Here is a 25,791-nt window from a genome sequence, read left to right as displayed (position 1 = left end):
CGCATCATCATCTGCGCGGCGCAGGCCTCAGTCCGGGTTCGGTGCCCGCCCGGGCGGTGAATTACAACCCAGGATTTCATCCGCCCAGGCCGGCACGAGCCGTGTGGCCGGTCCATGCCGGGCTTCGTCGAAGAGGGCAGTGCCCTCGCTCGGCTCCAGATTCAGTTCCAGCGTGCGTGCGCCATATGCCGCCGCCGTACGCACGAATCCCGCGGCGGGGTAGACGGCGCCGGACGTGCCGATGGACACGAACAGGTCCGCATCCGCCAGAGCCGCCTCGATATGGCCCATGCCGTGCGGCATCTCCCCGAACCAGACGATATCCGGCCGCAGGGTGCCGCCAGCCTCGCATGATTCGCAAGCGGCGCCTTCGCGCAGGACCGCCGGTGCTGGCTGCCGTACACCGCAGACGGTGCAGGACGCCCTTAGAAGTTCGCCGTGCATGTGAAGAAGGCGGCGCGCGCCGCCGCGCTCGTGCAGATCATCGACATTCTGCGTCACGATCAGGAGATCGCCGTCGAACGCTGCATCGAGGCGCCCGAGCGCCTGATGCGCGGCATTGGGTTTGACGCCGCCGAGCGCGGCGCGGCGGGCATCGTAGAAACTCTGGACGAGGTCCGGATCGCGGGCGAAAGCCTCCGGCGTCGCCACGTCCTCCACGCGGTGCCCCTCCCACAGGCCGTCAGGGCCGCGAAAGGTCGGGACGCCGCTTTCCGCGGAGATGCCGGCACCCGTCAGAATTACGATGGATCGCGGCTGCGCCGCCGGGTTCGGCTTGTCGCTCATGCGCCTATCCTTCATGCTTCGGACCGACAAACTCAAGGCGGCGGGTCCGGGAGGTTTCGGAACTCGCCATGACACGGGGGAGTGGATCAGGTGACAAGCCGCATCGGCATATTGGGCGCGGGCGGGCGCATGGGGCAGGCAATCATCGCGGAGGTGCAGGCGGCTGGCGGCGCGCAGCTTGGCGGGGCGGTCGAGGCGCCGGGCCATCCCGCGCTGGGTCGCAGCATCGGTGAGCGCGGCCTCACCATCGGCGGCAATACGTCCGCCTTGGCGCACGACTGCGACGTGCTGATCGACTTCACGGCGCCCGGCGCGCTGGAGGGCAACATCGAGGCGGCCATTGCCGGCAAGACCGCACTGGTCATCGGTACGACGGGACTGGAGGCTGCGCATCATCACCTGATCGACGAGGCAGCCGCGCACATTGCCGTGCTGCAAACGGCGAACACGTCATTGGGCGTCAACATGCTAGCGGCGCTCGTCCGGCAGGCGGCCGCCGCGCTCGGTACCGACTGGGACATCGAAATCGTGGAGATGCACCATCGCCACAAGGTCGATGCGCCCTCCGGCACGGCGGTGATGCTCGGCGAAGCGGCGGCGGCCGGGCGCGGCGGCGCGCTCGCCGATCTGGCGGAGCGGGGCCGCGACGATATGGATGCGAAGCGCAAAGAGGGCGCCATCGGCATGGCGGCACTGCGCGGCGGATCGGTCGCCGGAGATCATCAGGTGATCTTCGCGGCGAACGGCGAGCGGCTGGAACTGGGGCACCGGGCGGAGAGCCGGGAGATTTTTGCACGCGGCGCCGTCAGGGCGGCGCTGTGGCTGAGCGGACGCCGACCGGATCGCTATTCGATGACGGACGTTCTGGGGCTGTGATACCTTTTTCCATTCTCGATCTGGCACCGGTCGTCGAAGGCGGCGACGTCCGCCAGTCGCTGGCGAGTTCCGTGGCGCTGGCGCAGGCGGGCGAGCGGTTGGGCTACAACCGGTTCTGGCTGGCCGAACATCACGGCATGCAGGGCATCGCCAGCGCGGCGACCTCCGTCGTCATCGGCCATGTTGCCGGCGGGACGGAACGGATTCGCGTCGGCGCGGGCGGCATCATGCTTCCGAATCACGCGCCGCTTCTGATCGCCGAACAGTTCGGCACGCTGGAGGCGCTTTATCCGGGTCGCATCGATCTGGGACTCGGCCGCGCGCCCGGCTCCGACAGCAAGGTGGCGCAGGCCATGAAGCGCGATCTCTACGCCGCCGCCGAACGCTTCCCGCAGGACGTTGCCGAATTGCTCGGCTACTTCGAGGGCAAGGGGCCGGTCGAGGCTGTTCCGGGCAGCGGCGCTCAGGTGCCGGTCTGGATGCTGGGCTCGAGCCTCTTCGGCGCGCAGGTGGCGGCGCATTTCGGCCTACCCTACGCCTTTGCCAGTCATTTCGCGCCCGCGGCGATGATGGAGGCCATCGCCGTCTACCGGGAGCGGTTTCAGCCATCGGCGCGGCTCGACAAGCCCTACGTCATGCTCGGATACAATATCGTCGCCGCAGAGACGGACGAGGAGGCGCAGTACCTCTCGACCTCTCTGCTGCAGGCCTTCGTCAATTTGGGGCAGGGCATGCCGGGCCGTCTGCCGCGTCCGATAAAGGGTTACGAGGCCGCGCTACCGCCGCAATCCCGCGCGCGGCTGGAAGGTGTCCTCTCGGCAAGCGCCATTGGCAGCAAGGCGACCGTAAAGAATTCCGTGCGTGCCTTTCTGGACAGGACAGGCGCGGACGAACTGATCGTCGCAGCCTCCATCCATGATTTCGACAGCCGCGTCCGCAGCTACGAGATCGCTGCCGAAGCGCGTGCGGACCTGGCACGAGAGACGGCAGCCTGATCCGGGTGGTGCGGACTCAGCTCCCCACCACCATGCCGCCATTCGGATGCAGCACCTGGCCGGAAATGTAGCTCGCGTCCTCGCACGCCAGGAACAGGAAGGATGGGGCAACCTCGTTCGGTTGTCCCGGCCGCCCCATCGGCGTGTTCTTGCCGAAATCCGGTATCTCCTCCGGCGGCTTGCCGCCTGACGGGTTCAGCGGCGTCCAGATGGGGCCGGGCGCAACGGCGTTCACGCGGATGCCGTCCTCGATCAGATTTTCGGACAGGCTGCGGGTGAAGGCCGTGATGGCCCCCTTGGTCGAGGAATAGTCGAGGAGTTCGGGCGAACCCTTGTACATGGTAACGCTGGTGCAGTTCACGATGGCTGCGCCGCTCTTCAGATGCGGCCGCACGGCCTGGACCATGAAGAACATGGAAAAGATGTTCGACTGGAACGTGCGGCGCAGCTGCGCCTCCGTGATGTCGGTCACGTCCTCGTCGGGGTGCTGCTCGCCGGCGTTGTTGACCAGAATGTCGATCTTGCCGAAGGCCTCCATCGTCTTCGCCGCCACCTGCTTGGCGAAGGCTTCCTCGCCCAGATCGCCGGCCAGCGTAATGGCGCGTTGCCCCTCGCTCTCGACGATCTCTTTCGTCCTGGCGGCATCTTCATGCTCCTCCAGATAGACGATCGCCACATCGGCGCCCTCGCGTGCGAACAGCGCGGCGACCGCGCGGCCGATGCCACTGTCCGCGCCGGTCACGATGGCAACCTTGTCCTTCAGCCGTCCGGACCCTGGATAGCGCGGCTGCCACTGCGGTTTCGGGTCCAGCTCCGCTTCCGAGCCCGGAAGGCCGGGCTCTTCCGAAATTTGCGGCTGCCTGGGCTCTGTCCTGTCCGTCATGTCCTGTCCTTTCTTCGCTTGTGCCACGAACGCCTGTCCGCCGGTCCTGTGCCAGGGCGATTGCTTTCGCCCGCCGCCTCCTTCAGAAGAGGCGCGGTTTCGGGAGCAGTTCGGGGGACCCTTTTTTGCTAAAAGCTTGGTTTGCCATTCCGCTATGGCAGCGTGTCATCGGCGCGCTCGTGCTCGGTGTCGTCACCGGGCTGGCCTGGGGACCGGGGGCGGAAAGCATCAAGTTCATCGGTGACCTGTTCATCGCCGCCATCAAGATGCTGGTCGTGCCGCTGATCTTCTTCTCGCTCGTTTCCGGCGTCGCGGCGGTCGGCGACGTCAGGAAGCTGGGCGCCGTTGGCGGGCGGGCGCTTCTGTTCTTCTTCGTGACCGGCGCGATCTCCGTTGCGATCGGCTTGGCGCTCGGGACATTCCTGCATCCCGGCACGGGCCTCTCCATTCCGCTGCCGGAGAACTACACGGCGGCGGCAGAGGCGTTCGCATGGCGGGATATGGTCCTGCGCTTCGTTCCCGAGAACGTCGTCAACGTGATGAGCACGGACGACATTCTGCCGCTGATCACCTTCACGATCCTGTTCGGCGTCGGCATCCTGATTGCCGGGGACGATGGCCTGCCAATGATCCGCGCGATGAATTCCGGCGCGGTCGTCATGGAAAAGGTGACGATGCTGGTCATGGAGCTGACGCCGTTCGGCGTGTTCGCCCTGATCGCCTGGGTCGCCGGCACGTTCGGCCTGGACGCGCTGATCCCGCTGGCGAAGCTCGTCGGCCTCAACTATCTCGGCTGCGGTCTGCTGCTGGCGCTGGTCTACCCGTCGATCATCCGCATCTTCACGAAGCTGCCGGTCGCCGATTTCTATCGCGGCATTCTCGACGCCATGGCGGTATCCTATTCGACCGCAAGTTCCAACGCGACGATTCCCGTCACCCTGCGCTGTGCGCAGCGGAACCTCGGCGTCTCGACATCCGTGTCGAGCTTCGTCGTTTCCCTTGGCGCCACGGTGAATATGAACGGCACGGCCATGTATCTGGGCCTCGTTTCCCTGTTCGGCGCGCAGGCCTTCGGCATCACCCTCGGGCTGGAACAATATCTTTTGATCGCGATTACCGGCACGCTCGGTGCGATCGGCACGGCGGGGGTTCCCGGCGCGGGGCTGATCATGATGGGCCTGGTTCTCGGTGCGGCGGGCATCCCGCTGGAAACCATCGCACTCGTCGCCGGCATCAACCACATCATGGACATGATGCGGACCATGACGAACGTCACCGGCGATGCCACGGTCACGGTGGCGACGGCCCACATGATGGGCGAGATCGACGTCGAGGAATATGTCTCGGCCGACGATGTCTGAGGAGCGCGACCCGCCGCTGTGCGTGCGCGTCACGGTGCGCGGACGCGTGCAGGGCGTCTTCTACCGCAAATGGACCGTGGAAACGGCATCGCGGCTGGGCGTCAGCGGCTGGGTCCGCAATGTGGAGGACGGCACGGTGGAGGCGCTGCTGTGCGGCACCGAGGGCGCCGTCGAGACGATGATCGACCGGATGCACAAGGGCCCGGAGCGCGCCCTGGTTACGGGCATTGACCGGCGCGCCACGGACGAACAGGTCGTCGGGGGGTTCGAAAAGCGGCCGACCGCCTAGCCATCCTCCAAGCGGGCCGACAGCGTCGGATTCTTCAGCGCGAAGACAAGAATGGCCACCAGCCCTGCCGCGCTCAGCACATAGGGCAGGTGCGGCCAGAGCTGATAAAGGGCAACGCCGATCGTCGGCGCCAGAATGAACGATGCGCCGTTCACCGCCGACACGGTTCCGGCCGATGCGCCCTGATCCTCCATCGGCACGGCAAGCGACGCACCGGCGGAAAAGCCAGGCCGCGCGAACCCGTAGCCGAGCATGGCCAGCGCGAAGCTGATCGTGATGGTGTAGAAGCTGTCGGCGAAGACCATGCCGATCGTGCCGACGAGCGCGCAGCCGGCGCCCCAGCGCAAGAGCTCCTTCGGTCCCATGCCGAAAAGGCCGATCAAACCCCACTGCGCCAGCAATGTCGCCCCGGCGCCGGCCATCATGGCGAGGCCGATGTAACTCTGCGCCTGCGCGGGCGGCAGACCGCTCGTGTCGATGACGAAGAAGCCCAGCGTCTGCGCCATCACCGCCTGCATATTGCCGATGACGAGGCCGTAGATCACGAACGGCCGGATGCGGGGGTCGAGCCAGCTGAGGCGCTTGCGGCCCTCCCCGGCTGCGCGGGTGCGCTCGATCTCCGCCGGGTCGTCCCGTGGCAGATAGCGGTGAACGAGCAGCATGATGACGACCGCGAACAGGGCGAAGGCGAACAGCGGTCCCGACAGGGTGACGATGGGAAAGATGAAGAAGGGGGCGAGCGCGGGGCCGACGATGGTGCCGAGCCCGAATGCGCTGGCGAGAACTGACAATGCGCCGGTGCGCTGCGCGGTCGTCGTCCGCTGCGCCACATAGGCCTGCGCCGCCGGATTGCTGGCACTGCCGAAGGTCCCGAAGATGGCGCGGAACGTCGCGAACAGAATGACGACGAGGGCGGGACCGATCAGCTGATCGATGCCGGCCAGAATGACCAGCGCGCAGCACAGCGTCGACACGGCGTAGCCGCCGAGGCCGAGCATGACGAGTTTCTTCCTGCCCCTCTTGTCGGACTGGCGGGCCCAGAAGGGCGAAGACAGGGTCCAGAGAAGCGCCGAAACACTGAAGATGGCCGCGACGGCGACATCGGGGATTTCGAGTTCGCGGCCGATGGCGGGCAGGACCGATTGCAGGGCGGTGTTACCGGCGGCCGTAATGAACAGGACCAGGAACAGCATGCGAAAATCGCTGCGCTGGAAGGCGCCGCCGCTGGAGACGGGTCTGCGCATCAGACGGCGCTCGGCGCGGCGGGCGGCGCCGGCCGCTCCGCCCGGCTGACGAGGATGCAGGCCCCTGCGATGATGGCGGCGCCGAGGAAAATCTCCAGGCGCGGCCGCTCCGCGAAGATGAACCAGCCGAGGAGTGCGGCCCAGAACAGCCCGGTATACTCAAAGACGATCAGGACCTGCGCCTCGGCAAGAGCGTAGGCGCGCGTCAGGATGAGGATTCCCGCCGCGCCGAGTGCGCCCGACAGGGCCGCCGCCGGCAGGGAAGCCGTCGCCGGCAGGCCGTCCAGGGCGAGCGCGGCCGGCGTCAGAAGGGCGAGGGGCACGACGCCCGCCAGCGCGGCGATGGAGATGGCGTCGTCACGCTGGGCCCGCGCGCGCAGGATCAGCGCCTGAAGCGCATACAGCGTCGCGGACACCAAGATAGAGGCGATGGCAAGACCTCGGTTCCCTTCGGAATAGCTGCCGTCCGCCCCCTGCACCGTGACAATGACGCCGATGAAGCCCAGTGCGCCGGCAAGCGCAGCGCGACCGCGCATCCGCTCCTTCAGGAACAGGGCGGCCAGCGGCGGCACCATCAGCGGGGCGACAAAGGCGAGCGTGATCGCCTCCGCCAGCGGCAACACGGCGATTCCGTGGAAAAAGGTCAGGCTGGTGAAGGTCAGGAGGAGGCCGCGAAGGGCATGGATGCGCAGGCCCGCGCGGTCCGGCATCCTGCGGCGCATCAGCAAAGCCGCAGGGATCAGAAGCAGGCCGCCGAACAGGTAGCGCAGCCATGTCGCGGTCAGCACCCCCTCCTGCCAGCTCACAAGCTTCACGGCGGCGTCCATGGCGCAAAGGAGGCCGATGGCGAGGACGGAATAGGCGATGGCGGCGGGCGGAATGTGCATGGCTACAGCCGCCGGTTTCGCGACTGCTGGCCCCAAGTCAATCACGGCTTTGTGAGAGGGAAAGGCCTTTGTCCCTCTTCGACCGCCGCGCCGGTCAGAACGACGCTAGGAGCGCGCCGCGCCCACAATGCCGTCCGCGCGCAGTGCGGCGATCGCATTGTCGTTATAACCGGCGCCCGCAAGGATTTCGTCCGAATGCTGCCCGAGAAGCGGCGGCGCGCGCGGCTCGACGACCGGGGTCGCGCCGAACTTCAGCGGACTTCCGACCAGCGAGATTTCGCCCGCGGCCGGATGGGGCACGCGCCGCACCATGTCCCGCGCCTCGGTTTCCGGCGCCGTCAGCGCCTCTCCGACGCTGCGCACCTCGCCGCAGGGAATGCCATTCTCCCGCATCCCGGCGATCCAATAGTCTGCCGGCCGGCCGGCGATTTCCCGCCGCAGTTCGGAAAGCAGCGCGTCCCGGTTTTCAACCCGCACGGCATTGGTGGCGAACCGCGCATCGGCGGCCAGGTCCGGGCGCTTCATCAGCACCTCCGCGAAAACGCGAAACTGCCGGTCATTCCCCACGGCGACGACGATCTGTCCGTCGGCCGCGTCGAACAGGTCATAGGGAAGCACGGTGGCGTGGCCGTTGCCGTAGCGGGCCGGCTCCTTGCCGGAGACGAGATAGGCGCTGCCCACATTCGCCAGCATGGCAAGCTGCGAATCGTAGAGCGCCATGTCGATATGCTGGCCGCGACCGTCGCGGTCGGCGGCGATCAGGCCGGCGAGGCAGGCCTGCGCGGCGGCCATGCCGGTGAACAGGTCCGCCACGGCCACGCCGACCTTGTGCGGCGCGCCGTCTGCGGGGCCGGTCACGGACATCAGCCCGCCCTCTGCCTGGATGACGTAGTCATAGCCCGGCCGCGCCGCCAGCGGGGAGGCGTGGCCGTAGCCGGTGACCGAGCAGTAGACGAGACGCGGATTGACCTTCGCCAGCGACGCGTAATCGAGCCCGTATTTCCCCAGACCCCCGGCCTTGTAGTTTTCAACCAGAATGTCGGCATCGGCGGCGAGGCTACGCAGGATTGCTTGTCCCTCCGGCTCTGAAAAATCGAGCGCCAGGCTTTTCTTGTTGCGGTTCGCGCAGAGGTAATAGGCCGCTTCGCCGGCAGCGAACGGCGGGCCCCAGCCGCGCGTGTCGTCGCCGCCGCGCGGGTTTTCCACTTTCACGACCTCCGCACCGAGATCGCCCAGGATCATGGTGCACCATGGACCGGCAAGAACCCGGCTGAGATCGAGCACCCGGCGGCCGGCGAGCGGAGCGGGGCGGGGCGTTTCGGCGCTCTTCGTCATTCCGAAAGGGCGATGTCCGCGCAGCGCTTATAGGCAAGCGGCTCCATTTCCTGGTCCGACCGCATCAGCGTCTTGCCGGCATCCTCCAGTCGCAGGACCGTGCGCCGGGTCCATTCCTGCCCCTCTCCCGTGAAGGCCAGGTCCGCCGTCAGTTCATTGGCGGCGGTTGCGGACAGGTTGGTGACGCGGGCACGCGATTCGTAGAAGGTGATGCGGTCGCCCGCCACCGTCATCAACCCCTTCGCATCGGACGCTCCGGGTTCGCAGTCGCCGGGCGCGAGCGCCCACTCGCCCTGGAAATCACCGGGAATGCGGCCGTCCGTCACGTCCGGCAGATCCTCGGGCGTTGCGGCGTTTACGGCATCTTCCGCCGCCGGGCCCGCCGGTATGTCCTCAGCCGGCGGCTGCGGCAGGCTCTGCTCCTCGCGCAGTTCCGGGTCGGGCGGAATTTCGCTGTTTTCCGCCGGCTCGCCGCACGCCGCAAGGGCGAACAGCGCGGCCGGCAGGGCCCCGCAAAGGAGAAAGCGTGCTGCATGGATCATGTCAGGGTCCTTCACTTGTCATTGCGGGGCGCCGCCGATTGTTCTGGCGCTCAGCCCATTGTGGGGATGACGAAGACATTGCCCTCGTCCGCGCCGCCATCCGGCCAGCGCTGCGTCACCGTCTTCAGCTTTGTCCAGAAGCGAACGCCTTCCATGCCGTGCTGGCCCTGATCGCCGAAGGCCGACCGCTTCCAGCCGCCGAAGCTGTGGTAGGCGACCGGCACGGGGATGGGGACGTTGATGCCGACCATGCCGGTGTCGACGCGCGCCGCGAATTCGCGCGCGGCATGGCCGTTCCGCGTGAAGATCGCGACGCCGTTGCCATACTGGTGCGTGGAGGGCAGGGCGAGCGCCTCCTCAAACGTCTCCGCGCGAACAAGTTGCAGCACGGGGCCGAAGATCTCCTCCTTGTAGCTTTCCATCTTCGCCGTGACGCGGTCGAACAGGCTGGGGCCGATGAAGAACCCGTCCTCATGTCCCTGCAGGCTGAAGCCGCGGCCGTCGACGACCAGTTCGGCGCCCTCCTCGACGCCCTTCGCGATCCAGTTTTCGACCCGCGTCCGGTGTTCCGCCGTGACGACCGGGCCGTAATCGGCGTCCTTGTCGGTCGAGACGCCGACGCGCAGCTTCTCGATGGCGGGGATCATCGCCTCCCGCAGTTCGTTGGCGGTCTTCTCGCCGACCGGCACCGCGACAGGAAGAGCCATGCAGCGTTCCCCGGCCGACCCGAAGGCGGCGCCGGCAAGGTCGTTCACGACCTGGTCGAGGTCGGCGTCCGGCATGACGATGCCGTGGTTCTTCGCGCCGCCCATGGCCTGCACGCGCTTCCCGTTCTCCGTGCCGCGGCGGTAGACATAGTGCGCGATGTCGCTGGAGCCGACGAAGCTGACGCCCTTGATATCCTTGTGGTCAAGGATGGCGTCGACCATCTCCTTGTCGCCGTTCACCACCTGCAGGATGCCCTCTGGCAAGCCCGCCTCCAGCATGACTTCGGCCAGCCGCATGGGGACGGAGGGGTCGCGCTCCGATGGCTTGATGATCATGGCGTTGCCGACGGCAATGGAGACGCCGAACATCCACATCGGAATCATAGCCGGGAAGTTGAAGGGGGTGATTCCCGCGCCGATGCCGAGCGGCTGGCGCATCGAATAGACGTCGATGCCAGGGCCCGCGCCTTGCGTAAAATCCCCTTTCAGAACGTGCGGAATGCCGCAAGCGAACTCGATGACGTCCAGCCCGCGCTGTACGTCGCCGCGCGCGTCCGCGACGACCTTGCCATGTTCGGAGGACAGAAGCTCCGCAAGCTCGTCCATCCGCTCTTCGACGAGACGCTTATAATCGAAAAGGACGCGGGCGCGGCGCTGCGGGTTGGTGGCGGCCCAGCCGGGCTGCGCGGCCTTCGCCTTCTCGACCGCCTGGTTCAGCGTATCGGGCGTGCCCAGCAGCACCTCTGCCTGAACCTGCCCGGTGGAGGGATTGAAGATCTTGTGCTTGCGCTCGCCGCCGGCCGCTTCGCCGCCGCCGATGAAATGCTGGATCTGACGCATGATGGCTCGCTCGCTTTCGTTCTAATGTCTTGGCGCTGCCCTTATCAAATGCGCGCCCGCCGGCAAAAGCTGCGTCCGACATGCGAAACAATAAGCACGGCGAGCGCGGCAGTGCGTATCACGCGAAAGCGCGCGTCCAATAAGAGAAGCCCCGCCGCCGAAGCCAGGAAGCCGCCCGCACCGCCGGTGAGACGTGTCCCCGCCCCCCAACACCCCGTCGCCCCTGCGAAGGCAGGGGCCCAGCCGCCCGCGCCCGCGTTGAGATTAGACACACGGGGACGCAGTGGACCCCTGCCTCCGCAGGGGTGACGATGAGGAAGGAAGGTGGAGCGCCATCCCGAACCAGCGTTGAGTGCGCGGAGGTACGGGCACCATCTCCAACCACTGGCGAAACCAGAAGGCGCGCCTCACCCCACTAAACCGTCGCCCCTGCGCAGGCAGGGGCCCAGCCGCCCGCGCCGCGTTGAGATTGGACGCGCGGGGGCGCAGTAGACCCCTGCCTTCGCAGGGGTGACGATGAAGCGGCGGAGGGGCGCAGACGGCAGACGGCAGAGGGAGGGGGGCATGATGCCCCCAGCTTATTCCCACCAATAGGCGGCGCGTTCGCGGTCGCCGGTGAAGGTCTCGTTCATCGTCGCCGCATCGTAGACGCGTCCGCCCAGGACGACCTTCTCGACGCGTTCCGAATTGCGGATGTTCTCCGTCGGGTCGGCGCTCAGGATCACCAGGTCGGCCAGCTTGCCCGGCTCAAGCGAACCGATGTCCTCTGCCATGCCGAGCGACTGGGCCGCCGTGATCGTCCCGGCGGACAGCGCCTCTATGGGGGTCATGCCGCCGCGCACGAAGGACCAGAGCTCCCAGTGCGATCCGATGCCGGCCTGCTGTCCGTGCGCGCCGATCGAGACCTTCACGCCGCGGTCGGCCAGCTTCTTCGCTTCCCGCGCGACGTCGTCGTCGACGAAGTCGCCCTCAGGCGCCGTGATGCGGCGGGCATTTTCCGCGCGCAGCACGGCCGGCGGGATATGCGCCTGCAGGAGGGGCTGGGCGAACACGTCGGTCGCCTGCCGCCAATAGGGGTCGCCGGCCAGGCCGCCATATCCCACCACCAGCGTCGGGGTGTAGTTGGAGTTCGACTGGCCCATGAACTGCAGCACGTCCTCGTACATGGTTTCGACGGGGACGTTGTGTTCGAGCGTCGAATTGCCGTCCGCGACGATGTTCATGTCCATGCCGAAGAGGGAGCCGCCCTCCGCAACGACCAGCATGTCCTCCTGCCGGCCCGCCTCGACCACCATCTGCCGCTGTTCGCGGCGCGGCTGGTTGTAGTTCTTCACGCTCTTTGCGCCCTGCGCCTTCAGGCGGCGGACATGGTCGAGCGCGTCGTCGAGAGTCTCGATGTCGGCATAGGCCCCCGGTGCCTTCGCACCGTAGATGATCCGCCCGGTCGAGAACATGCGCGGCGCGACGATCTCGCCCGTTCGCTGCATGTCGGAGGAGACGAAGAAGGTCGAGGAGTTGGACGGATCGTGGATGGTGGTCGTGCCGAGCGCCAGGTTCACCATCAGCGACCAGTTCTGCTGCGGCACCAGCTCGTCCTCGCCGGCCGGACCATGCGCGTGGGCATCGACCAGGCCGGGGATGATCGTCTTGCCGGCCGCATCGAGCGTGCGCATGCCCGCAGGAATCGTCGTGGACGCTGCCGGGCCGACCGCCTCGATCCGGTTGTTGCGGACGATGATCGTGCCATTGTCGACGATGCCGCCATTCTCGCCCGCCATGGTCACGACCCTGGCGCCGGTGATGGCATAGGTGCCCTCATGGATGTCGGCGCTGACCGTTCGTGCCAGGCTGATGCCGGTCTGCGGCGGCTGATAGGCGGCGCGCTCCTCGCCCTCCGCCGGCGGCGCGGAGGGGAACAGGTCCCGCAGCATGGCGGTGTAGAGCGTCGGACCCAGCGACCAGTGCAGCCGGTCGCCGCCGGACGACCAGTTCACATAGTCGGCGCCGGAATCCGACACCTCGACAACCGGTAGCGCCTTCGACGCGCGGTCGATGGTGATCGCCTGCGCGCCCGGCATCATGGGCATGACGAACGCGTCGTAATTCTCTGAGAAGGCGACGAACTTGCCGGACGGCGAGACTCGGTAGTCGGTTACCATCTCGCCCTTCATGTGCGTACGGCTGTCCTCACCGTTCGTGTCGGTGGAGACCAGCGTCTGCATGCCGTCCTCGCTGCCGACCATGAAGATGCGATCATTCGACGCGCCGTAATGCGGGCGCGCCATGTCACGATTGAGGAGAACAGGCGTGCCGCCCTCGGCCGATACCTTGTAAACGCCCGGATTGTCGGAATATTGCGGCGCCGTCAGATAGCCGCCTTCACGCCGTTCGAAAACGATGGTGTCGCCGTCCGGGGAGAAGACCGGGCGCGCGAAATGGCCCGGCTGCGCCGTCACCTTGCGGTCGTTGCCGCCGCCGGGGGAGACGGTATGGATTTCGCCCAGTCCGTCATCGGTCCAGCGCACGAAGACGATGCGCTTTCCGTCCCGCGACCAGGACGGATACATTTCGCGCCCGCCATCCGAACTCGTCAGGCGCTTCGGCGTGCCGCCGCCAGCCGGCATGGTGTAGAGCTTGCCCAGGCTTTCGAAGACGACGGTGCGGCTGTCCGGCGAAACCTCCGCGAAGCGCGGCATGGTGACGTTCACCGATGGCTCGCCGACCTCGATCTTCGGGTGCGGCGCGGCCGACATGCCGCGGGTGTCGTCGATGGCGAAGGGGATGACCGCCTCGTTGCTGCCGTCGGCATCGATGCGGTGGATCTTGCCGCCGGCCCAGAAGACGATGGACTCCGAATCCGGCATCCAGTCCATGTTCGGGTAGACGCCGGTGACCGCCCAGGTTTCCTGCACGTCGCGGTCGAGATCGTCGTAAATCTTGCGCTCGGTGCCGGTTTCCAGGTCCTTGATATACAGCTTCGACTGCGTGTTCTCGCGGCGCACGAAGGCGATTTTGCTGCCGTCTGGCGAGGGCGTGGGGCGCACCGCGCCGCCATAGCCGGAAATGGCTGTCGTCACCTTGCCGGTTTCAAGGTCGTAGCGCTCGATGTTGAACAGGTCCGTGTTGGAATCCTGCGCATATTCGAAGATCGGTCCGGGCGTGATGTTGAAGGTATAGTAGATGGACTTGCCGTCGGGCGCGTAGATCGGCTCGCCCAGCTCCTTCTGGAACTGCTCGTTCGGACGTTCGACCAGCTGAATGCCGGCACCGCCGGAGACGTGGTAGAGCCAGATCTCGCCCGTGCCGAGCGAACGGCCGGTGGTGAAGTGCTTCTTTGCCGCGATGAACCGGCCGTCCGGCGACCAGGTCGGCTGGTTGAGGAGGCGGAAATCCTCCTTCGTCACCTGCCGCTTGTCGCTGCCATTGGCGTTCATCACCCAGATATTGTCGCCGCCGCCCCGATCGGAGGTGAAGGCGATGCGCGTGCCATCCGGCGAGAAGCGGGGGTGCACCTCCCAGGCCAGCCCCTCGGCGATGCGCGTCGGCGTCCCGCCCGTGATCGGCATGGTATAGATGTCGCCGAGCAGGGTGAAGGCGACCGTGCGGCCGTCGGGGCTAACATCCACGTCCATCCACGTGCCCTCGTCCGTTCGGATCGGCACCTGCGTCAGCTGCGCGCCCTGGGGATTGTTGACGTCCCAGTCGGATTCTTCCGCCGCTTCTATGGGCGCAGCGGGGGGCGCGGCCTGTGGCGTCGCGCCGTCTGCAGTCTCGTCCTGCGGGCGCGGCAGCGGTTCGGGCGGCGTCACTTCGCGCGTGTTCTGGTCCTCCGGTGCCTCGCTCTCCTTGACCGGCGGCTCGCCGGGCGCGGGCTCCGGCTGGGCCTGCGCAAAGGCGGTGGTGGCGAGAAGACCGGCAGCAAAGGCCGCGAACTGGCGTTTCATGTGAAGATTTCCCCCTCTTCCGATACATTGTGCCCGGCGTCCTTACGGATGGCGCGGGCGCGCGTCACCTCTGTACTTCGGGCCCGCGCACGGTCGGTCATCCCCTCTTAAGATAGCTGGTCAGGGCGGGGAACGGTTTCTAGCTTCGGGCGAGAGGCGGGCTCGGCAATGCGTGGGCGAAGACGGCGCGACCGTTCCGCTTTGTCCGTGGGGAGAGCGTGAATGGCCGAACCGGCCGGCGTGGAAAGCGCCATTCTGGAAAAGGAACTTGCGCCGCAGCGGGAGGGGCCCGTGGCAGCCCCCGGCACGCCCGGCGTCGGCACCAGCTTCGCCTATGGCTTCGGCGCGGTGGCCTATGGCATCAAGGATGGCGGCTTCAAATATTTCCTGCTGCTGTTTTATGCGCAGGTCATTGGTCTCGATGCGCGTCTCGTGTCCATCGCGCTGCTGGTCGCCCTCGTTTGCGACGCGTTCAGCGATCCGATCGCCGGCTATTGGTCAGACAATTTCCGGTCCGATTGGGGGCGGCGTCATCCCTTCATGTATGCATCCGCGATACCCGTCGCGGCCAGCTACTATTTCCTCTGGAACCCGCCAGAGGGATGGGGGCCGACGCAGCTTTTCTGGCACGTCCTCATTCTTTCGATCATCATCCGAACCTTCATCACCTTTTACGAAACCCCCTCCGCCGCGCTCGCGCCCGAACTCGTCAGCGACTATGACGGACGATCGAGGCTGCTCAGCTGGCGCTACTTCTTTGGCTGGACAGGCGGGAATGCCATGACGGTGGCGAACTTCGCGCTGATCTTTCCGCTGTTCGCAACCGTTGCGATTCCGAACGGGCAGTTCAATCCGGACGCCTACGGCACCTACGGCCTCGTCGCCTCGGCGCTGATGTTTGCGGCCATCATGGTCTCCGCGCTCGGCACGCACGGGCACATCAAACGGCTGCCGGAGGCGCCGCCGCCGAGACGGCTGACGCTGAGAACCATCTTCCGCGAAATCTTCGAAACGCTTGCCAGCCGGTCGTTCAAGGCGTTGTTCGGTGCATCGCTGCTGGGTTACATCGCCAGCGGCCTGTCGGCAGGACTCGCCTTTTATTTCAGCACCTATTTCTGGGGGTTCAGTTCGCAGCAGATCGGCCTGATCACCGCCGGCGTCTTCCTCTCGGCGATCATAGGTTCGCTCCTGGCGCCCTGGGCCGGCCGCCGCGCAGGCAAGAAACGCGCTGCGATCGGTATCGGTCTGATCGCATTTCTCGGCTCGCCGCTTCCCATATTCCTGCGCCTGATCGGATTGATGCCGGCCAATGGCGATCCGATCCTGTTCCCCATCATCCTGATCGCGACGACGATCGATGTCGGTCTTCTGATCGCCTATCAGATTCTTGCCGCCAGCATGATCGCCGATCTGGTCGAGGAGGCAGAGCTGAAGACGCACCGCCGGTCCGAGGGTCTGTTCTTCGCCGCCACGACCTTCATGCGAAAATGCGGCGAAGGCGGCGGCATCGTCCTTGCCGGTTTCATCGTGACAGGCGTCGGCCTCGCCGCCGGCGCGCAACAGGGCCAGGTTCCGGAGGCGACGTTGGCCCGTCTCGGCAGCGTCTATGTTCCGACCATTCTGGCGCTATGGCTCAGCATGGTGGCAGTCATCAGCCTCTATTCGTTGACCCGTGAGCAGCATGAGCAAAACCTGAAAGACCTGAAAGACCTGAAAGACCTGAAAGACCTGAAGGACAGAAACGAGAGCGAAACGAATATCGCGCAAAGGTGAAGTCTCAAGTAAAACGATAGTGGTTGTATTTACATCCAACTTGACATAAATTTAAGTTATTCAACATGTAGTTGCAAAGTTCACCTTTTGGAAACCTGCCTCGATTTAGCACTCGGATCCGTGGCGGCGCGTGAATGGGACTGCTCGGACTGCGTCTCCGTTCCAGCCGCCCGGAAGGGTTCATGGTGGGGATGGTGGGTAGTTTTACCGTTCGAATAGCGTTGATGTTTGCGGCCCTGTTCACCGGCGCGATCGGCCTGGCGCTGCTCGGCATTCAGATTTCCATCGCGGATACGGCAAGCGCCCACGCCCAGCGCGACATGACGGAGACCGCGGCACGCTTCGAACGGGAATGGAACGCCGCCGCGCGCACCATGCACGGCGAGGCGTCTCTGCTTGCCAAGGACTTCGGATTCCGCCGGGCGGCCGCGACCGGCGATACCCCCACCATCGAGTCCGCACTGCTCAACCTCGCCCGCCGCGGCGGGCGCCCTCTCGCTCTCTTCATCGGTACGGAAGGGGCGGTGGCCGGAGAGCGGCGGCAGGGCTCGGTGCCAGGCGCGGCGTTGATCCAGGCCCTCGAAGCCGAACGCCGCAACGGAACGCTCGTCCTCGGCAACGAAACATACTGGACGGTGGCAGAGCCGGTCGATGCGCCCCAGCGGATCGGCTGGGTCCTGTTCGGGGAGCGGCTCGACGGTCGCGGCCTCGCCGGCAGCAGCTTCGCGCCGCCGCCGTTCATGCGGGTTCGCATAGAAAAGGGTGCTGCCCTGCCGGAAGGTTTGAAGCGGCGGCTGAGCGACAATCCGCAGCGGGAGGCGGTCACGGTTCGAGCGGAGGGGGCGGTGACCCGGGTGCTGCCGCTTCCGGCGCTCCTCCGCGATTCCCGGCGCGAGTATTTCGTCCTCTCCTTTTCGCTGGCTGCAGCAACGGCAGAGTATCGCAGCGTCGCCATCGACGCAGCCACCATCTGTCTGCTCGTCCTTCTGGTCGTCCTGGCTGCGAGCTGGCTGCTTGCCAGGCGTCTCAGCCGTCCCATAGACGCGCTCGGTGCAGCCGTCGACGAGGTGGCGGCCGGCCGTCAGGTCGCGCTGGATATTCGCGGCGGTGACGTGTTCGGGCGTATGGCTCGCAGCCTTAGCGGCATGTCGCAGACGATTGCGGAACTGTCGCATTCCGCCCGCCACGACGCCCTCACCATGCTGCCGAACCGGCGTGCCTTCCAGGAGCAATTGGAAGCAGCCTTGTCGGCGCGACAGCCCGCAACGCTAATTCTCGTCGACCTGGACCGCTTCAAACCGGTTAACGACACTTACGGTCACCCCGTGGGCGATGCGCTGTTGCAGGGGATCGCTCACCGGCTGGGGCGGGCCGCTTCACGCGTTCGCGGCACGGCCGCACGGCTCGGCGGGACGAGTTCGCTGCGTTCGTGGCCGGGGAGGGCGCAGAGGACAGGGCGCTCGACCTGGCCCGCGGGTTCCTCGCCTCTCTTGATCGTCCCGTCGAGGCCCTTGGCATCTCCATTGCGGCGGGTGCGAGCATCGGTATGGCGAGCGCGCCCTATGACGGGCGGCGGTTCACCGATCTCGTCGCCGCCGCCGACGTTGCGCTTTATCAGGCGAAAAGTGCCGGGCGCGGCCGAATGTGCCGTTTCGGCACGCCGCACATCCGGCTCGTTTCCGATATGAATACAGCGCGGCGCGGCGCGGTGGCCGGTGCGCACCGCTCGCTGCGCGCGTGACGCCGCGGCAGGGAGGGATGGTGCCCGCGGCCGGGATCGAACCGGCAAGGAGGAAACCTCCGAGGGATTTTAAGTCCCTTGCGTCTACCAATTCCGCCACGCGGGCACGTTGACGTTCGGAAATTTGGGCGAACGCGCTGCCGTTAATACCTTCCCCCGTACCGCTCAAGCTGCACGTAGCGCCGCGGGCCGCTTCATAATGCTACGTCAACCGGAACTCGCTGCCCGTCTACGCGTCCGATCCTGCAAAGGGTCGAGAGAGGGACAAGGAACATGGAACGGATTACCCGCTTGCAGACATTCGCGCGGCTGGGCTTCCTTGCCCGCGCGGTGGTTTATATCCTGCTCGGATATTTCGCGCTGACGACGGCCGGATCTCCGGGTCCGACCGGCATATTGGCGGAAATCAAGGATGCGCCGGCCGGAACCGCGCTGCTGGCGCTCGTCGGCCTCGGCCTTGTCGGGTACGGCATCTACCGTCTTTACGGCGCGGCCATCGGTCTCGACGCTCATGGAACGGGCGCAAAGGCAGTCGGCGAGCGTATCGGCCACGCTGCCAGCGGACTGGCGCACCTGTTTCTCGCCTATGTTGCACTGAAAGGGGCGTTCGGCGATTCCGGAGGGCCGGCCGGGGGCGGACAGCAAACCGGCGAAGCCGCGGGGACAGTGGCTGCCATGCCGGGGGGCGACATCCTTCTTTACCTGGTCGGCCTCGGCTTCCTGCTTGCTGCGCTGTCGCAGGCGAAGAAAGCCTATACCGCGCATTTCATGGCCGAACTCGATCCCGATGTGCCAAGGCTGGCAGAGCCGATCGGCCGGGTCGGATTCGGTGCGCGCGCCATCGTATTTCTCGTCATCGGCTGGCAGATCCTGTCGCACATGCTGGCGGGCCGGCCAGAGGCGGTCGGCGGCATAGAGCAGGCGCTGACCTCTCTGCGCGATACGGGCTGGCTGTTCACGCTGGTGGCGATCGGGCTGCTGCTCTTCGGGGTCTACAGCCTCGTCATGGCGCGGTATCGGACGATCCGCGACGACGACATCATCGCACGGCTGAAGGCGCAGGTGCGCTGACGGCACCCGCGGCGTCCGGCGCTATATGCCGCCGTTGATCGGTTCGGCTCCCGCCTCGCGCAGCGCGCGTGACAGACGCTGCGCTGCGTCGGCCAGAACGGCTTCATCGCGCGCGCGGATCACGAAATTGCAGCCCACGCGGCCGTCCCGCCAGAAGGGGTAGGAGCCGATCTGGACCCCCGGCTTTTCGCGTTCCACGCGCAGCAAGGCGTCCGCAACGGCCGTTTCGCCCGTCCAGGCGCCGATGGTGCGGTCGACGACGGGACGGCCCCCCTCCAGCTGACCGGAAAGTCCCGCGAGCATCCCCTGCGTGATCTTGGGAACCCCGGCCATCAGGAACATTGTCCCATCCACCTTGATGCCCGGCGCGCCCGAGACCGGGTTCGGCATCAGTTCCGCCCCCTCCGGCACGCGGGCCATGCGCAGCCGCGCCTCGTTCAGCGCATCGCCGTAATAGCGTTGCAGCATGTCGCGCGCCTCGGGATGGACGACCACCGGGCGGCCGAGCGCATCCGCCACGGCGTCGACGGTGATGTCGTCATGGGTCGGACCGATGCCGCCGGTGGTGAAGACATAGTCATAGGCGTCGCGCGCGCGGTTGACGGCGGCGGCGATGCGGCCCATTTCGTCAGGAACGATCTCGACTCCGGCGAGGACGATGCCCTCGACGTTCAGCCATTTGGCGAGATAGGCGGTGTTGGCGTCCTGGGTTCGCCCGGACAGGATTTCGTCGCCGATGACGATAAGGCCGGCGGTCCAGATTTTGTCGGCGCGAGGCATGAGGCTCCGCTTAGCGTGCGGGCGGCCCGAAAGGAACATATCGAAATGGATCAGACGCTGGAAGACGTGATCATCGACGATGGCGGCATCGCCCTGCATGGCCCCGAGGCCTTCGAGGGCATGCGAAAGGCCGGGCGCATCGCTGCCGCGGCGCTCGACATGATCGCCCCGCATGTCGTCCCGGGCGCGGTCACGCGCGACCTCGACGACATGATCTACGATTTCGCGCGGGAAAACGGCGCCGTGCCGGCGACGATCTTCTATCGGGGCTATTCCCACTCAAGCTGCATCAGCGTGAATCATGTCGTGTGCCACGGGATCCCCGGCCCCAAGAAGCTGCAGAAGGGCGACATCGCCAATATCGACATCACCGTTGTCGCCGATGGCTGGCACGGCGACACCAGCCGCATGTTTCTGGTGGGCGACGTTTCCAAGAAGGCAGAGCGTCTCGTCGAGATCACCTATGAATGCCTGATGCGCGGCATAGAGGTGGCCCGGCCCGGCAACACGGTCGGCCATATCGGCCACGCCATCCAGACCTTTGCGGAGGGCGAACGCTGCTCCGTCGTGCGCGATTTCTGCGGCCATGGTCTGGGCCGCGTCTTCCATTCCGAACCCTCCATCGTTCATGCCGGGCGGCCGGGGCAGGGGCCGGAGCTGAAGCCCGGCATGTTCTTCACCATCGAACCGATGATCAATCTCGGCCGGCATGATGTGAAGATCCTGTCGGACGGCTGGACCGCCGTCACGCGTGACCGTCAGCTCTCCGCGCAGTTCGAACATTCGATCGGCATCACCGACAGCGGCGCAGAGATTTTCACGAAGTCGCCCGCGGGCCTCGACAAGCCTCCCTACGCCTTCTGATCCCGTCGGGGGCTTAGCCGAGACGTTTTTCCATGGCGAAATTGTGCATCGGCACGCCGTCCATGTCGAAATCCCGGCGCCCGAGCACCCTGAACCCGCGGCGTTTGAAGAAGCGCCGCGCCATCTCGCTCGCCTCCGTATAAAGCCGGCTGTGCGCCGCCATTCTGGCGCGCTCCTCCAGCGCACGGTACAGCGCCTCCACGGCGCCCGAACCAGCGGCAGCGGGCGAGGCATAGAGGAAGTCGATGTGCCCGTCCGCTTCCAGGTCGATAAAGGCCGCGGGCTGCCCGCCTTCGGTTTCTGCGACCAGTACCAGCCGTCCGTCGCCCAAGCGCTTTTTCAGCGGTGTGTCGTCGGAAAAGCGGGCCGCCCATGTGCGTAGCTGCTCCTCGTCATAGTCGCGCGTGCCCAGGACCGTGATGGATGTTCGCACCAGCTTCGTCAGGCCGGCGGCATCGCCTTCTCGATATTCGCGAATGATCATCCTGCGCGCTTTACGAAGATCGTGGGGCAGAACGCAAACCGGCCGCTTGCCGTTGGCATGAAAGGCGGTCTAGGTCGCTGGTATGGGAGCGGGAGCGGGAGCTGGAGCGGATCCGGGGAAGCGGGATCACCGCGCGCGAATGCGGGCGCGTATGGCCGAGGGCGGGGGCGATGCCTTTCTTGACTATGAGCTTCTTGAATATCTCCTGACCTTTGCGCATCGGCAGGGCGACACCAAGCCGATCGCCAAGCGCCTGATCGAGGAGTTCGGCACCTTCGGCGGCGTGTTCGCGGCCAGCGACGACGAGCTTCTGCGCGTGAAGGGTATGGGCGCGCAGTCCGTCGCCGCCATCCGTTTCGTCAACGCCGCCGCGCTGCGCCTGCTCCGGGGCAAGGTCATGGGCCGGCAGATGCTGTCGAGCTGGTCGGCGGTGGAGGATTATCTGCGCGCCGCCATGGCGCACCGCCCGCGCGAGCAGTTTCGCGTGCTGCTGCTCGATACGAAGAACGTGCTGATACGCGACGTCGTCATGACGGAGGGAACGGTCAATCAGGCGGCCGTGCATATTCGGGAGGTCGTGAAGATCGCCCTCGATGCTTCGGCCTCCGCACTGATCCTGGTGCACAACCACCCGTCGGGCGATGCCAGCCCCAGCCGTGACGATATCGAGCTGACGAAGCAGATCATGGCCGCCTGCCGCCCGCTCAACATTCTGGTTCACGATCACCTCATCGTCGCGAAGGACGGCAATGTCAGCTTCAAGGCCCAGGGCCTGATCTAGCGGACCTCATGGAGGGGCGCCCCGCGTTGCCGCAAAAGACACGCTCTGCTAGGCGCGCGCTGACGAAGGAGCCGAATTACACATGATCCCCCGCTACAGCCGCCCGGAAATGACGCAAATCTGGGAACCGGAAACAAAATTCCAGATCTGGTTCGAGATCGAGGCGCATGCGATGGATGCACTGGCCGACCTCGGCGTCGTCCCGAAGGAGGCGGCGAAAGCGGTCTGGGAGCGCGGCGGATTCGACGTGGCGCGCATCGACGAGATCGAGCGGGAGGTGAAGCACGACGTCATCGCCTTCCTGACCAGCCTGCAGGAGCATGTCGGCGAGGAGGCGCGCTTCGTGCACCAGGGGATGACCTCCTCCGATGTGCTCGACACCTGCCTGAACGTGCAGCTCGTGCGCGCCGCCGACCTGATCATCGCCGATCTGGAGGCCTTGCTCGCGGTGCTGAAACGGCGCGCCTATGAGCACCGGACGACCGTCACCATCGGCCGCAGTCACGGCATCCACGCGGAACCGACCACGTTCGGCCTGAAGCTGGCGCAGGCCTATGCCGAATTCGATCGCTGCCTCGATCGCATGCGCGCCGCACGGGAGGAGGTCGCGACATGCGCCATCTCCGGCGCCGTCGGCACGTTCGCCAACATCGATCCGCGCGTCGAGGAGCATGTTGCGGCGAAGATGGGTCTGAAGCCGGAACCCGTCTCGACGCAGGTCATCCCGCGCGACCGGCACGCCATGTATTTCGCGACGCTGGGCGTCGTCGCCTCCTCTGTGGAGCGGCTGGCGGTCGAGATCCGCCACCTGCAGCGTACGGAGGTGCTGGAGGCGGAGGAGTATTTCTCGCCGGGCCAGAAGGGCTCCTCGGCCATGCCGCACAAGCGCAACCCGGTGCTGACCGAGAATCTGACGGGTCTCGCACGGCTGGTGCGCGGCTATGCGGTGCCGGCGATGGAGAACGTCGCCCTGTGGCACGAGCGCGATATTTCGCATTCGTCCGTGGAGCGCATGATCGGTCCGGATGCCACGGTCACACTGGATTTCGCGCTCGTGCGTCTGACCGGCGTCATGGACAAGCTTCTCGTCTACCCGGATCGCATGCAGAAGAATCTGGACCGGATGGGCGGGCTTATCCATTCGCAGCGCGTCCTTCTGGCGCTGACGCAGGCGGGGGTCAGCCGCGAGGACGCGTATCGTCTGGTCCAGCGCAACGCGATGAAGGTGTGGGAATCGGACGGCCGCGAAAGTCTGCTGGAACTGCTGAAGGGCGATCCCGATGTCAGCGCCGCACTGAGCAACGAAGAGATCGAGAGCCGCTTCGACCTGGCCTACCATCTGAAACAGGTCGATACGATTTTTGCGCGCGTTTTCGGGGAATAGGGGCCGGGCACGGGGCGGCGCCCGCTGCCGCCGCAAGGGAACGTGGAGGTGCGCGTGCGTATTATAGCGTCATGACCATCTCCAATCCCTTTCGTTCCGGCGACAAGCGCGAAGCCGGCAAATCCGACGAGGAGTGGCGCCGCGACCTGACGCCCGAACAATATGCCGTGCTGCGCAAGGACGCGACGGAGCCGCCCGGCTCCTCCCCGCTGAATGACGAAAAGCGTGCCGGCATGTTCGCTTGTGCGGGCTGCGGCAATCCCGTCTTTCCCTCGGACACCAAGTATGAAAGCGGCACCGGCTGGCCGAGCTTCTACGCGCCGCTGCCATCGGAGGAGGAGGGCACAGACGGGGTCGAGACCAAGACCGATTTCAAGCTGGTCGTGCCGCGGACGGAAGTTCACTGCGCGCGGTGCGGGGGACATCTTGGCCATGTCTTCAACGACGGTCCCGCGCCCACGGGGAAGCGGTACTGTCTGAACGGCGCGGCGCTCGATTTCACGCCCCATGATTAGCAAATCGCGGGCCGCGAAAAAAATTGATCTTCGCGGGAACCAGCCGGGGGGGACTTCGTTCTTTCCCTGACTCGCCAGCGCCCGATACCCCCCCCGAAGGCTCTAGCGAGTTACCTGCCCATGAGAAGGGCCGCCGGAACGCAATTCCCCCCCCCCCGCTAGCGTTCCCGCGGCCCTCTCTACTTCCACACCGAAGATCTTGCCGCAGCCATTCATAACGGCATTTGCGCGCCGCGCGTTTGTCGGCATGATCCGACCATGACGAAACCCTACGATATCGCCGTCATTGGTGCCGGATCGGGCGGCCTTACCGTGGCCGCAGGTGCAGCGCAGCTTGGCCTCAGCACCGTTCTTTTCGAACACGGGGCGATGGGCGGCGACTGCCTGAACGCGGGCTGCGTCCCGTCGAAGGCGCTGATTGCATCCGCGTCCCGTGCCCATGCCGCGCGCAGCTCCGCCGCGTTCGGAATTGAAGCCGAACCGCGCGTCGACTTTGCCGGCGTCATGCAGCATGTGAACGGCGTTATCGCGGAGATTGCCCCGCATGACAGTCAGGAGCGGTTCGAGGGACTGGGTGCCGAGGTCGTCCGCGCCCGCGCAAGGCTTGTCGGCGGGCGGGATATCGAAGCGGACGGCCGGCGCTACACCGCCCGGCGGATCGTGCTCGCCACCGGATCGCGCCCCTACATCCCGCAGCTTCCCGGTTTGGATACGGTCCCTTACCTGACCAACGAAACCCTGTGGGACCTGCGAGAGCTTCCGTCCCATCTTCTTATTCTCGGCGGCGGCGCCATCGGCGTTGAAATGGCGCAGGCGTTTCGACGGCTGGGCAGTCAGGTCACCATCGCGGAACAGGCGAGGCTGCTGCCCAACGACGATAGCGACCTTACAGCCGTCATCAGAGACGCTTTGACCCGTGAGGGCGTTGCGATTCACGAGGGGAGCGAGGCGAGGACTGTTGCGGTGCAGCCCGGCGGGACGATCGCGCTGACGCTCACCGACGGGAAGGTGCTGGAGGGGTCCCATCTGCTGGTCGCGGCGGGCCGCGCGCCGAATGTGGAGGGTCTGGGACTCGAGGCCGCCGGCATCGAGGCGGCGGCCAGTGGAATTCCCGTCGATAGTCGCCTGCGGACGGCAAATCGCCGCATCTTCGCGGTCGGCGACTGCCGGCAGGGACCGCGCTTTACCCATGCCGCTGGTTATGATGGCGGTATCGTCATCCGCAATGCCGTGTTCCGCGTGCCGGCGAAGGCGGATTATTCCGCGCTTCCCTGGTGCACCTATACCGATCCCGAACTGGCGCAGGTCGGCATGACGGAGGCGCGCGCCAGGGCGGGGCGCGCCGACGTCGAAACCGTCACCGTGCCGTTCAGCGGCAATGATCGCGCGCGCGCGGAGCGGCGAACGGAGGGCTTCATCAAACTCGTTCTTTCAAAGGGCAAGCTGGTGGGCTGCGGCATCGTCGGCGCGGATGCGGGCGAACTGATCCACTCCTGGGCGCTGGCCTTGTCAAAGGGCCTCTCCGCGCGCGACCTGACCGGCTATATCGCGCCCTATCCGACCCTGGGGGAAATCAGCAAGGCGGGCGCCGGCGCCCTGTTCAAGGAGCGGTTGTTCTCGCCGCCGGTGCGCAGATTGGTGCGCGCACTTTCAAAGCTGCCATAGGTCCGGCGGCACTCTGGCGGAATCGCACCCTTTCCTTCCGCGCT

General features: G+C 66.2%; 21 protein-coding genes, 1 tRNA gene and 1 pseudogene. 12 read left to right on the top strand and 11 right to left on the bottom strand.

The window, feature by feature from the left end:
• Positions 1 to 27: 27 nt before the first annotated feature.
• Positions 28 to 786 (bottom strand): NAD-dependent deacylase, encoded by a 759-nt coding sequence (locus C725_RS04275; RefSeq protein WP_008600382.1) that lies wholly within the window; start codon positions 784 to 786, stop codon positions 28 to 30.
• Between the two features lie 81 nt (positions 787 to 867).
• On the opposite strand from C725_RS04275, the gene dapB reads away from it, so the two are divergent.
• Positions 868 to 1,662 (top strand): 4-hydroxy-tetrahydrodipicolinate reductase, encoded by a 795-nt coding sequence (gene dapB, locus C725_RS04270; protein ID WP_008600381.1) that lies wholly within the window; start codon positions 868 to 870, stop codon positions 1,660 to 1,662.
• Positions 1,659 to 2,657, top strand: a complete 999-nt coding sequence (locus tag C725_RS04265) for an LLM class flavin-dependent oxidoreductase (protein WP_008600380.1) — start codon at positions 1,659 to 1,661, stop codon at positions 2,655 to 2,657. Before dapB ends, C725_RS04265 begins: the two co-directional genes overlap by 4 nt.
• A 16-nt stretch (positions 2,658 to 2,673) precedes the next feature.
• Here C725_RS04265 and C725_RS04260 read toward each other — a convergent pair whose 3' ends face one another.
• Positions 2,674 to 3,540, bottom strand: coding sequence for an SDR family oxidoreductase (locus tag C725_RS04260; protein ID WP_008600379.1), 867 nt, complete (start codon positions 3,538 to 3,540; stop codon positions 2,674 to 2,676).
• Between the two features lie 125 nt (positions 3,541 to 3,665).
• On the opposite strand from C725_RS04260, the gene C725_RS04255 reads away from it, so the two are divergent.
• The gene (locus C725_RS04255) at positions 3,666 to 4,901 is read left to right on the top strand and encodes a dicarboxylate/amino acid:cation symporter (protein ID WP_008600378.1); all 1,236 of its coding nucleotides are present in this window, start codon (positions 3,666 to 3,668) and stop codon (positions 4,899 to 4,901) included.
• Positions 4,879 to 5,190, top strand: coding sequence for an acylphosphatase (locus C725_RS04250; RefSeq protein ID WP_078056133.1), 312 nt, complete (start codon positions 4,879 to 4,881; stop codon positions 5,188 to 5,190). The genes C725_RS04255 and C725_RS04250 overlap by 23 nt, the downstream gene beginning before the upstream one ends.
• Here the strand turns inward: C725_RS04250 and C725_RS04245 are convergent.
• The 6 genes from C725_RS04245 to C725_RS04220 form a co-directional block, all read right to left on the bottom strand.
• The gene (locus C725_RS04245; protein WP_008600375.1) at positions 5,187 to 6,434 is read right to left on the bottom strand and encodes an MFS transporter; all 1,248 of its coding nucleotides are present in this window, start codon (positions 6,432 to 6,434) and stop codon (positions 5,187 to 5,189) included. The genes C725_RS04250 and C725_RS04245 overlap by 4 nt on opposite strands.
• A complete protein-coding gene (locus C725_RS04240) occupies positions 6,434 to 7,321 on the bottom strand; it encodes a DMT family transporter (RefSeq protein WP_008600374.1) in 888 nt (295 codons plus the stop codon). Before C725_RS04240 ends, C725_RS04245 begins: the two co-directional genes overlap by 1 nt.
• 105 nt (positions 7,322 to 7,426) lie before the next feature.
• Positions 7,427 to 8,656, bottom strand: coding sequence for a CaiB/BaiF CoA transferase family protein (locus tag C725_RS04235; protein ID WP_008600373.1), 1,230 nt, complete (start codon positions 8,654 to 8,656; stop codon positions 7,427 to 7,429).
• A complete protein-coding gene (locus C725_RS15220) occupies positions 8,653 to 9,198 on the bottom strand; it encodes a hypothetical protein (RefSeq protein ID WP_008600372.1) in 546 nt (181 codons plus the stop codon). The genes C725_RS04235 and C725_RS15220 overlap by 4 nt, the downstream gene beginning before the upstream one ends.
• Positions 9,199 to 9,248: 50 nt before the next feature.
• Positions 9,249 to 10,745 (bottom strand): CoA-acylating methylmalonate-semialdehyde dehydrogenase, encoded by a 1,497-nt coding sequence (locus C725_RS04225; protein WP_008600371.1) that lies wholly within the window; start codon positions 10,743 to 10,745, stop codon positions 9,249 to 9,251.
• Positions 10,746 to 11,323: 578 nt separating this feature from the next.
• Positions 11,324 to 14,689: an amidohydrolase family protein gene (locus C725_RS04220; protein ID WP_008600369.1), complete on the bottom strand. Its 3,366-nt coding sequence runs from the start codon at positions 14,687 to 14,689 to the stop codon at positions 11,324 to 11,326.
• A gap of 222 nt (positions 14,690 to 14,911) precedes the next feature.
• On the opposite strand from C725_RS04220, the gene C725_RS04215 reads away from it, so the two are divergent.
• Both C725_RS04215 and C725_RS04210 read left to right on the top strand, forming a co-directional pair.
• On the top strand, positions 14,912 to 16,462 hold the full coding sequence (locus tag C725_RS04215) for an MFS transporter (protein WP_008600367.1): 1,551 nt from the start codon (positions 14,912 to 14,914) through the stop codon (positions 16,460 to 16,462).
• Positions 16,463 to 16,596: 134 nt separating this feature from the next.
• Positions 16,597 to 18,203, top strand: a pseudogene (locus C725_RS04210) (diguanylate cyclase domain-containing protein).
• A gap of 18 nt (positions 18,204 to 18,221) precedes the next feature.
• On the opposite strand, the gene C725_RS04205 reads toward C725_RS04210, so the two are convergent.
• A tRNA-Leu gene (locus C725_RS04205) sits at positions 18,222 to 18,309 on the bottom strand.
• A gap of 167 nt (positions 18,310 to 18,476) precedes the next feature.
• Here C725_RS04205 and C725_RS04200 point away from each other — a divergent pair.
• Positions 18,477 to 19,274 carry a DUF1206 domain-containing protein gene (locus tag C725_RS04200; RefSeq protein ID WP_008600364.1) on the top strand — a complete coding sequence of 266 codons (798 nt, stop codon included), beginning with the start codon at positions 18,477 to 18,479 and terminating at the stop codon, positions 19,272 to 19,274.
• A 21-nt stretch (positions 19,275 to 19,295) separates the two neighbouring features.
• Here the strand turns inward: C725_RS04200 and C725_RS04195 are convergent, their stop codons facing one another.
• On the bottom strand, positions 19,296 to 20,054 hold the full coding sequence (locus C725_RS04195) for a competence/damage-inducible protein A (RefSeq protein WP_008600363.1): 759 nt from the start codon (positions 20,052 to 20,054) through the stop codon (positions 19,296 to 19,298).
• A 45-nt stretch (positions 20,055 to 20,099) separates the two neighbouring features.
• Here C725_RS04195 and map point away from each other — a divergent pair, with 45 nt between their 5' ends.
• Positions 20,100 to 20,918, top strand: coding sequence for a type I methionyl aminopeptidase (gene map, locus C725_RS04190; RefSeq protein ID WP_008600362.1), 819 nt, complete (start codon positions 20,100 to 20,102; stop codon positions 20,916 to 20,918).
• A 13-nt stretch (positions 20,919 to 20,931) separates the two neighbouring features.
• On the opposite strand, the gene C725_RS04185 is transcribed toward map, so the two are convergent.
• Positions 20,932 to 21,402, bottom strand: coding sequence for a GNAT family N-acetyltransferase (locus tag C725_RS04185; protein ID WP_008600360.1), 471 nt, complete (start codon positions 21,400 to 21,402; stop codon positions 20,932 to 20,934).
• A gap of 82 nt (positions 21,403 to 21,484) precedes the next feature.
• Between C725_RS04185 and radC the strand changes: the two genes are divergently transcribed.
• The 4 genes from radC to C725_RS04165 all read left to right on the top strand — a co-directional run bounded on the left by radC (position 21,485) and on the right by C725_RS04165 (position 25,747).
• Entirely contained in the window at positions 21,485 to 22,183 is a 699-nt protein-coding gene (radC, locus tag C725_RS04180; protein ID WP_038281449.1) for a RadC family protein, read from the top strand.
• 82 nt (positions 22,184 to 22,265) lie between these two features.
• Complete coding sequence (purB, locus tag C725_RS04175) at positions 22,266 to 23,567, top strand: adenylosuccinate lyase (protein WP_008600358.1); 1,302 nt, start codon at positions 22,266 to 22,268, stop codon at positions 23,565 to 23,567.
• 71 nt (positions 23,568 to 23,638) lie between these two features.
• The gene (gene msrB / locus C725_RS04170; protein ID WP_008600357.1) at positions 23,639 to 24,082 is read left to right on the top strand and encodes a peptide-methionine (R)-S-oxide reductase MsrB; all 444 of its coding nucleotides are present in this window, start codon (positions 23,639 to 23,641) and stop codon (positions 24,080 to 24,082) included.
• Positions 24,083 to 24,340: 258 nt separating this feature from the next.
• A complete protein-coding gene (locus tag C725_RS04165; protein ID WP_008600355.1) occupies positions 24,341 to 25,747 on the top strand; it encodes a dihydrolipoyl dehydrogenase family protein in 1,407 nt (468 codons plus the stop codon).
• The last annotated feature ends 44 nt before the right edge of the window (positions 25,748 to 25,791 follow it).

This window comes from Pacificimonas flava (assembly GCF_000342165.1).
In the GTDB taxonomy this organism is placed as follows: domain Bacteria; phylum Pseudomonadota; class Alphaproteobacteria; order Sphingomonadales; family Sphingomonadaceae; genus Pacificimonas; species Pacificimonas flava.
This window is presented reverse-complemented; position numbering and strand designations above follow the sequence as displayed.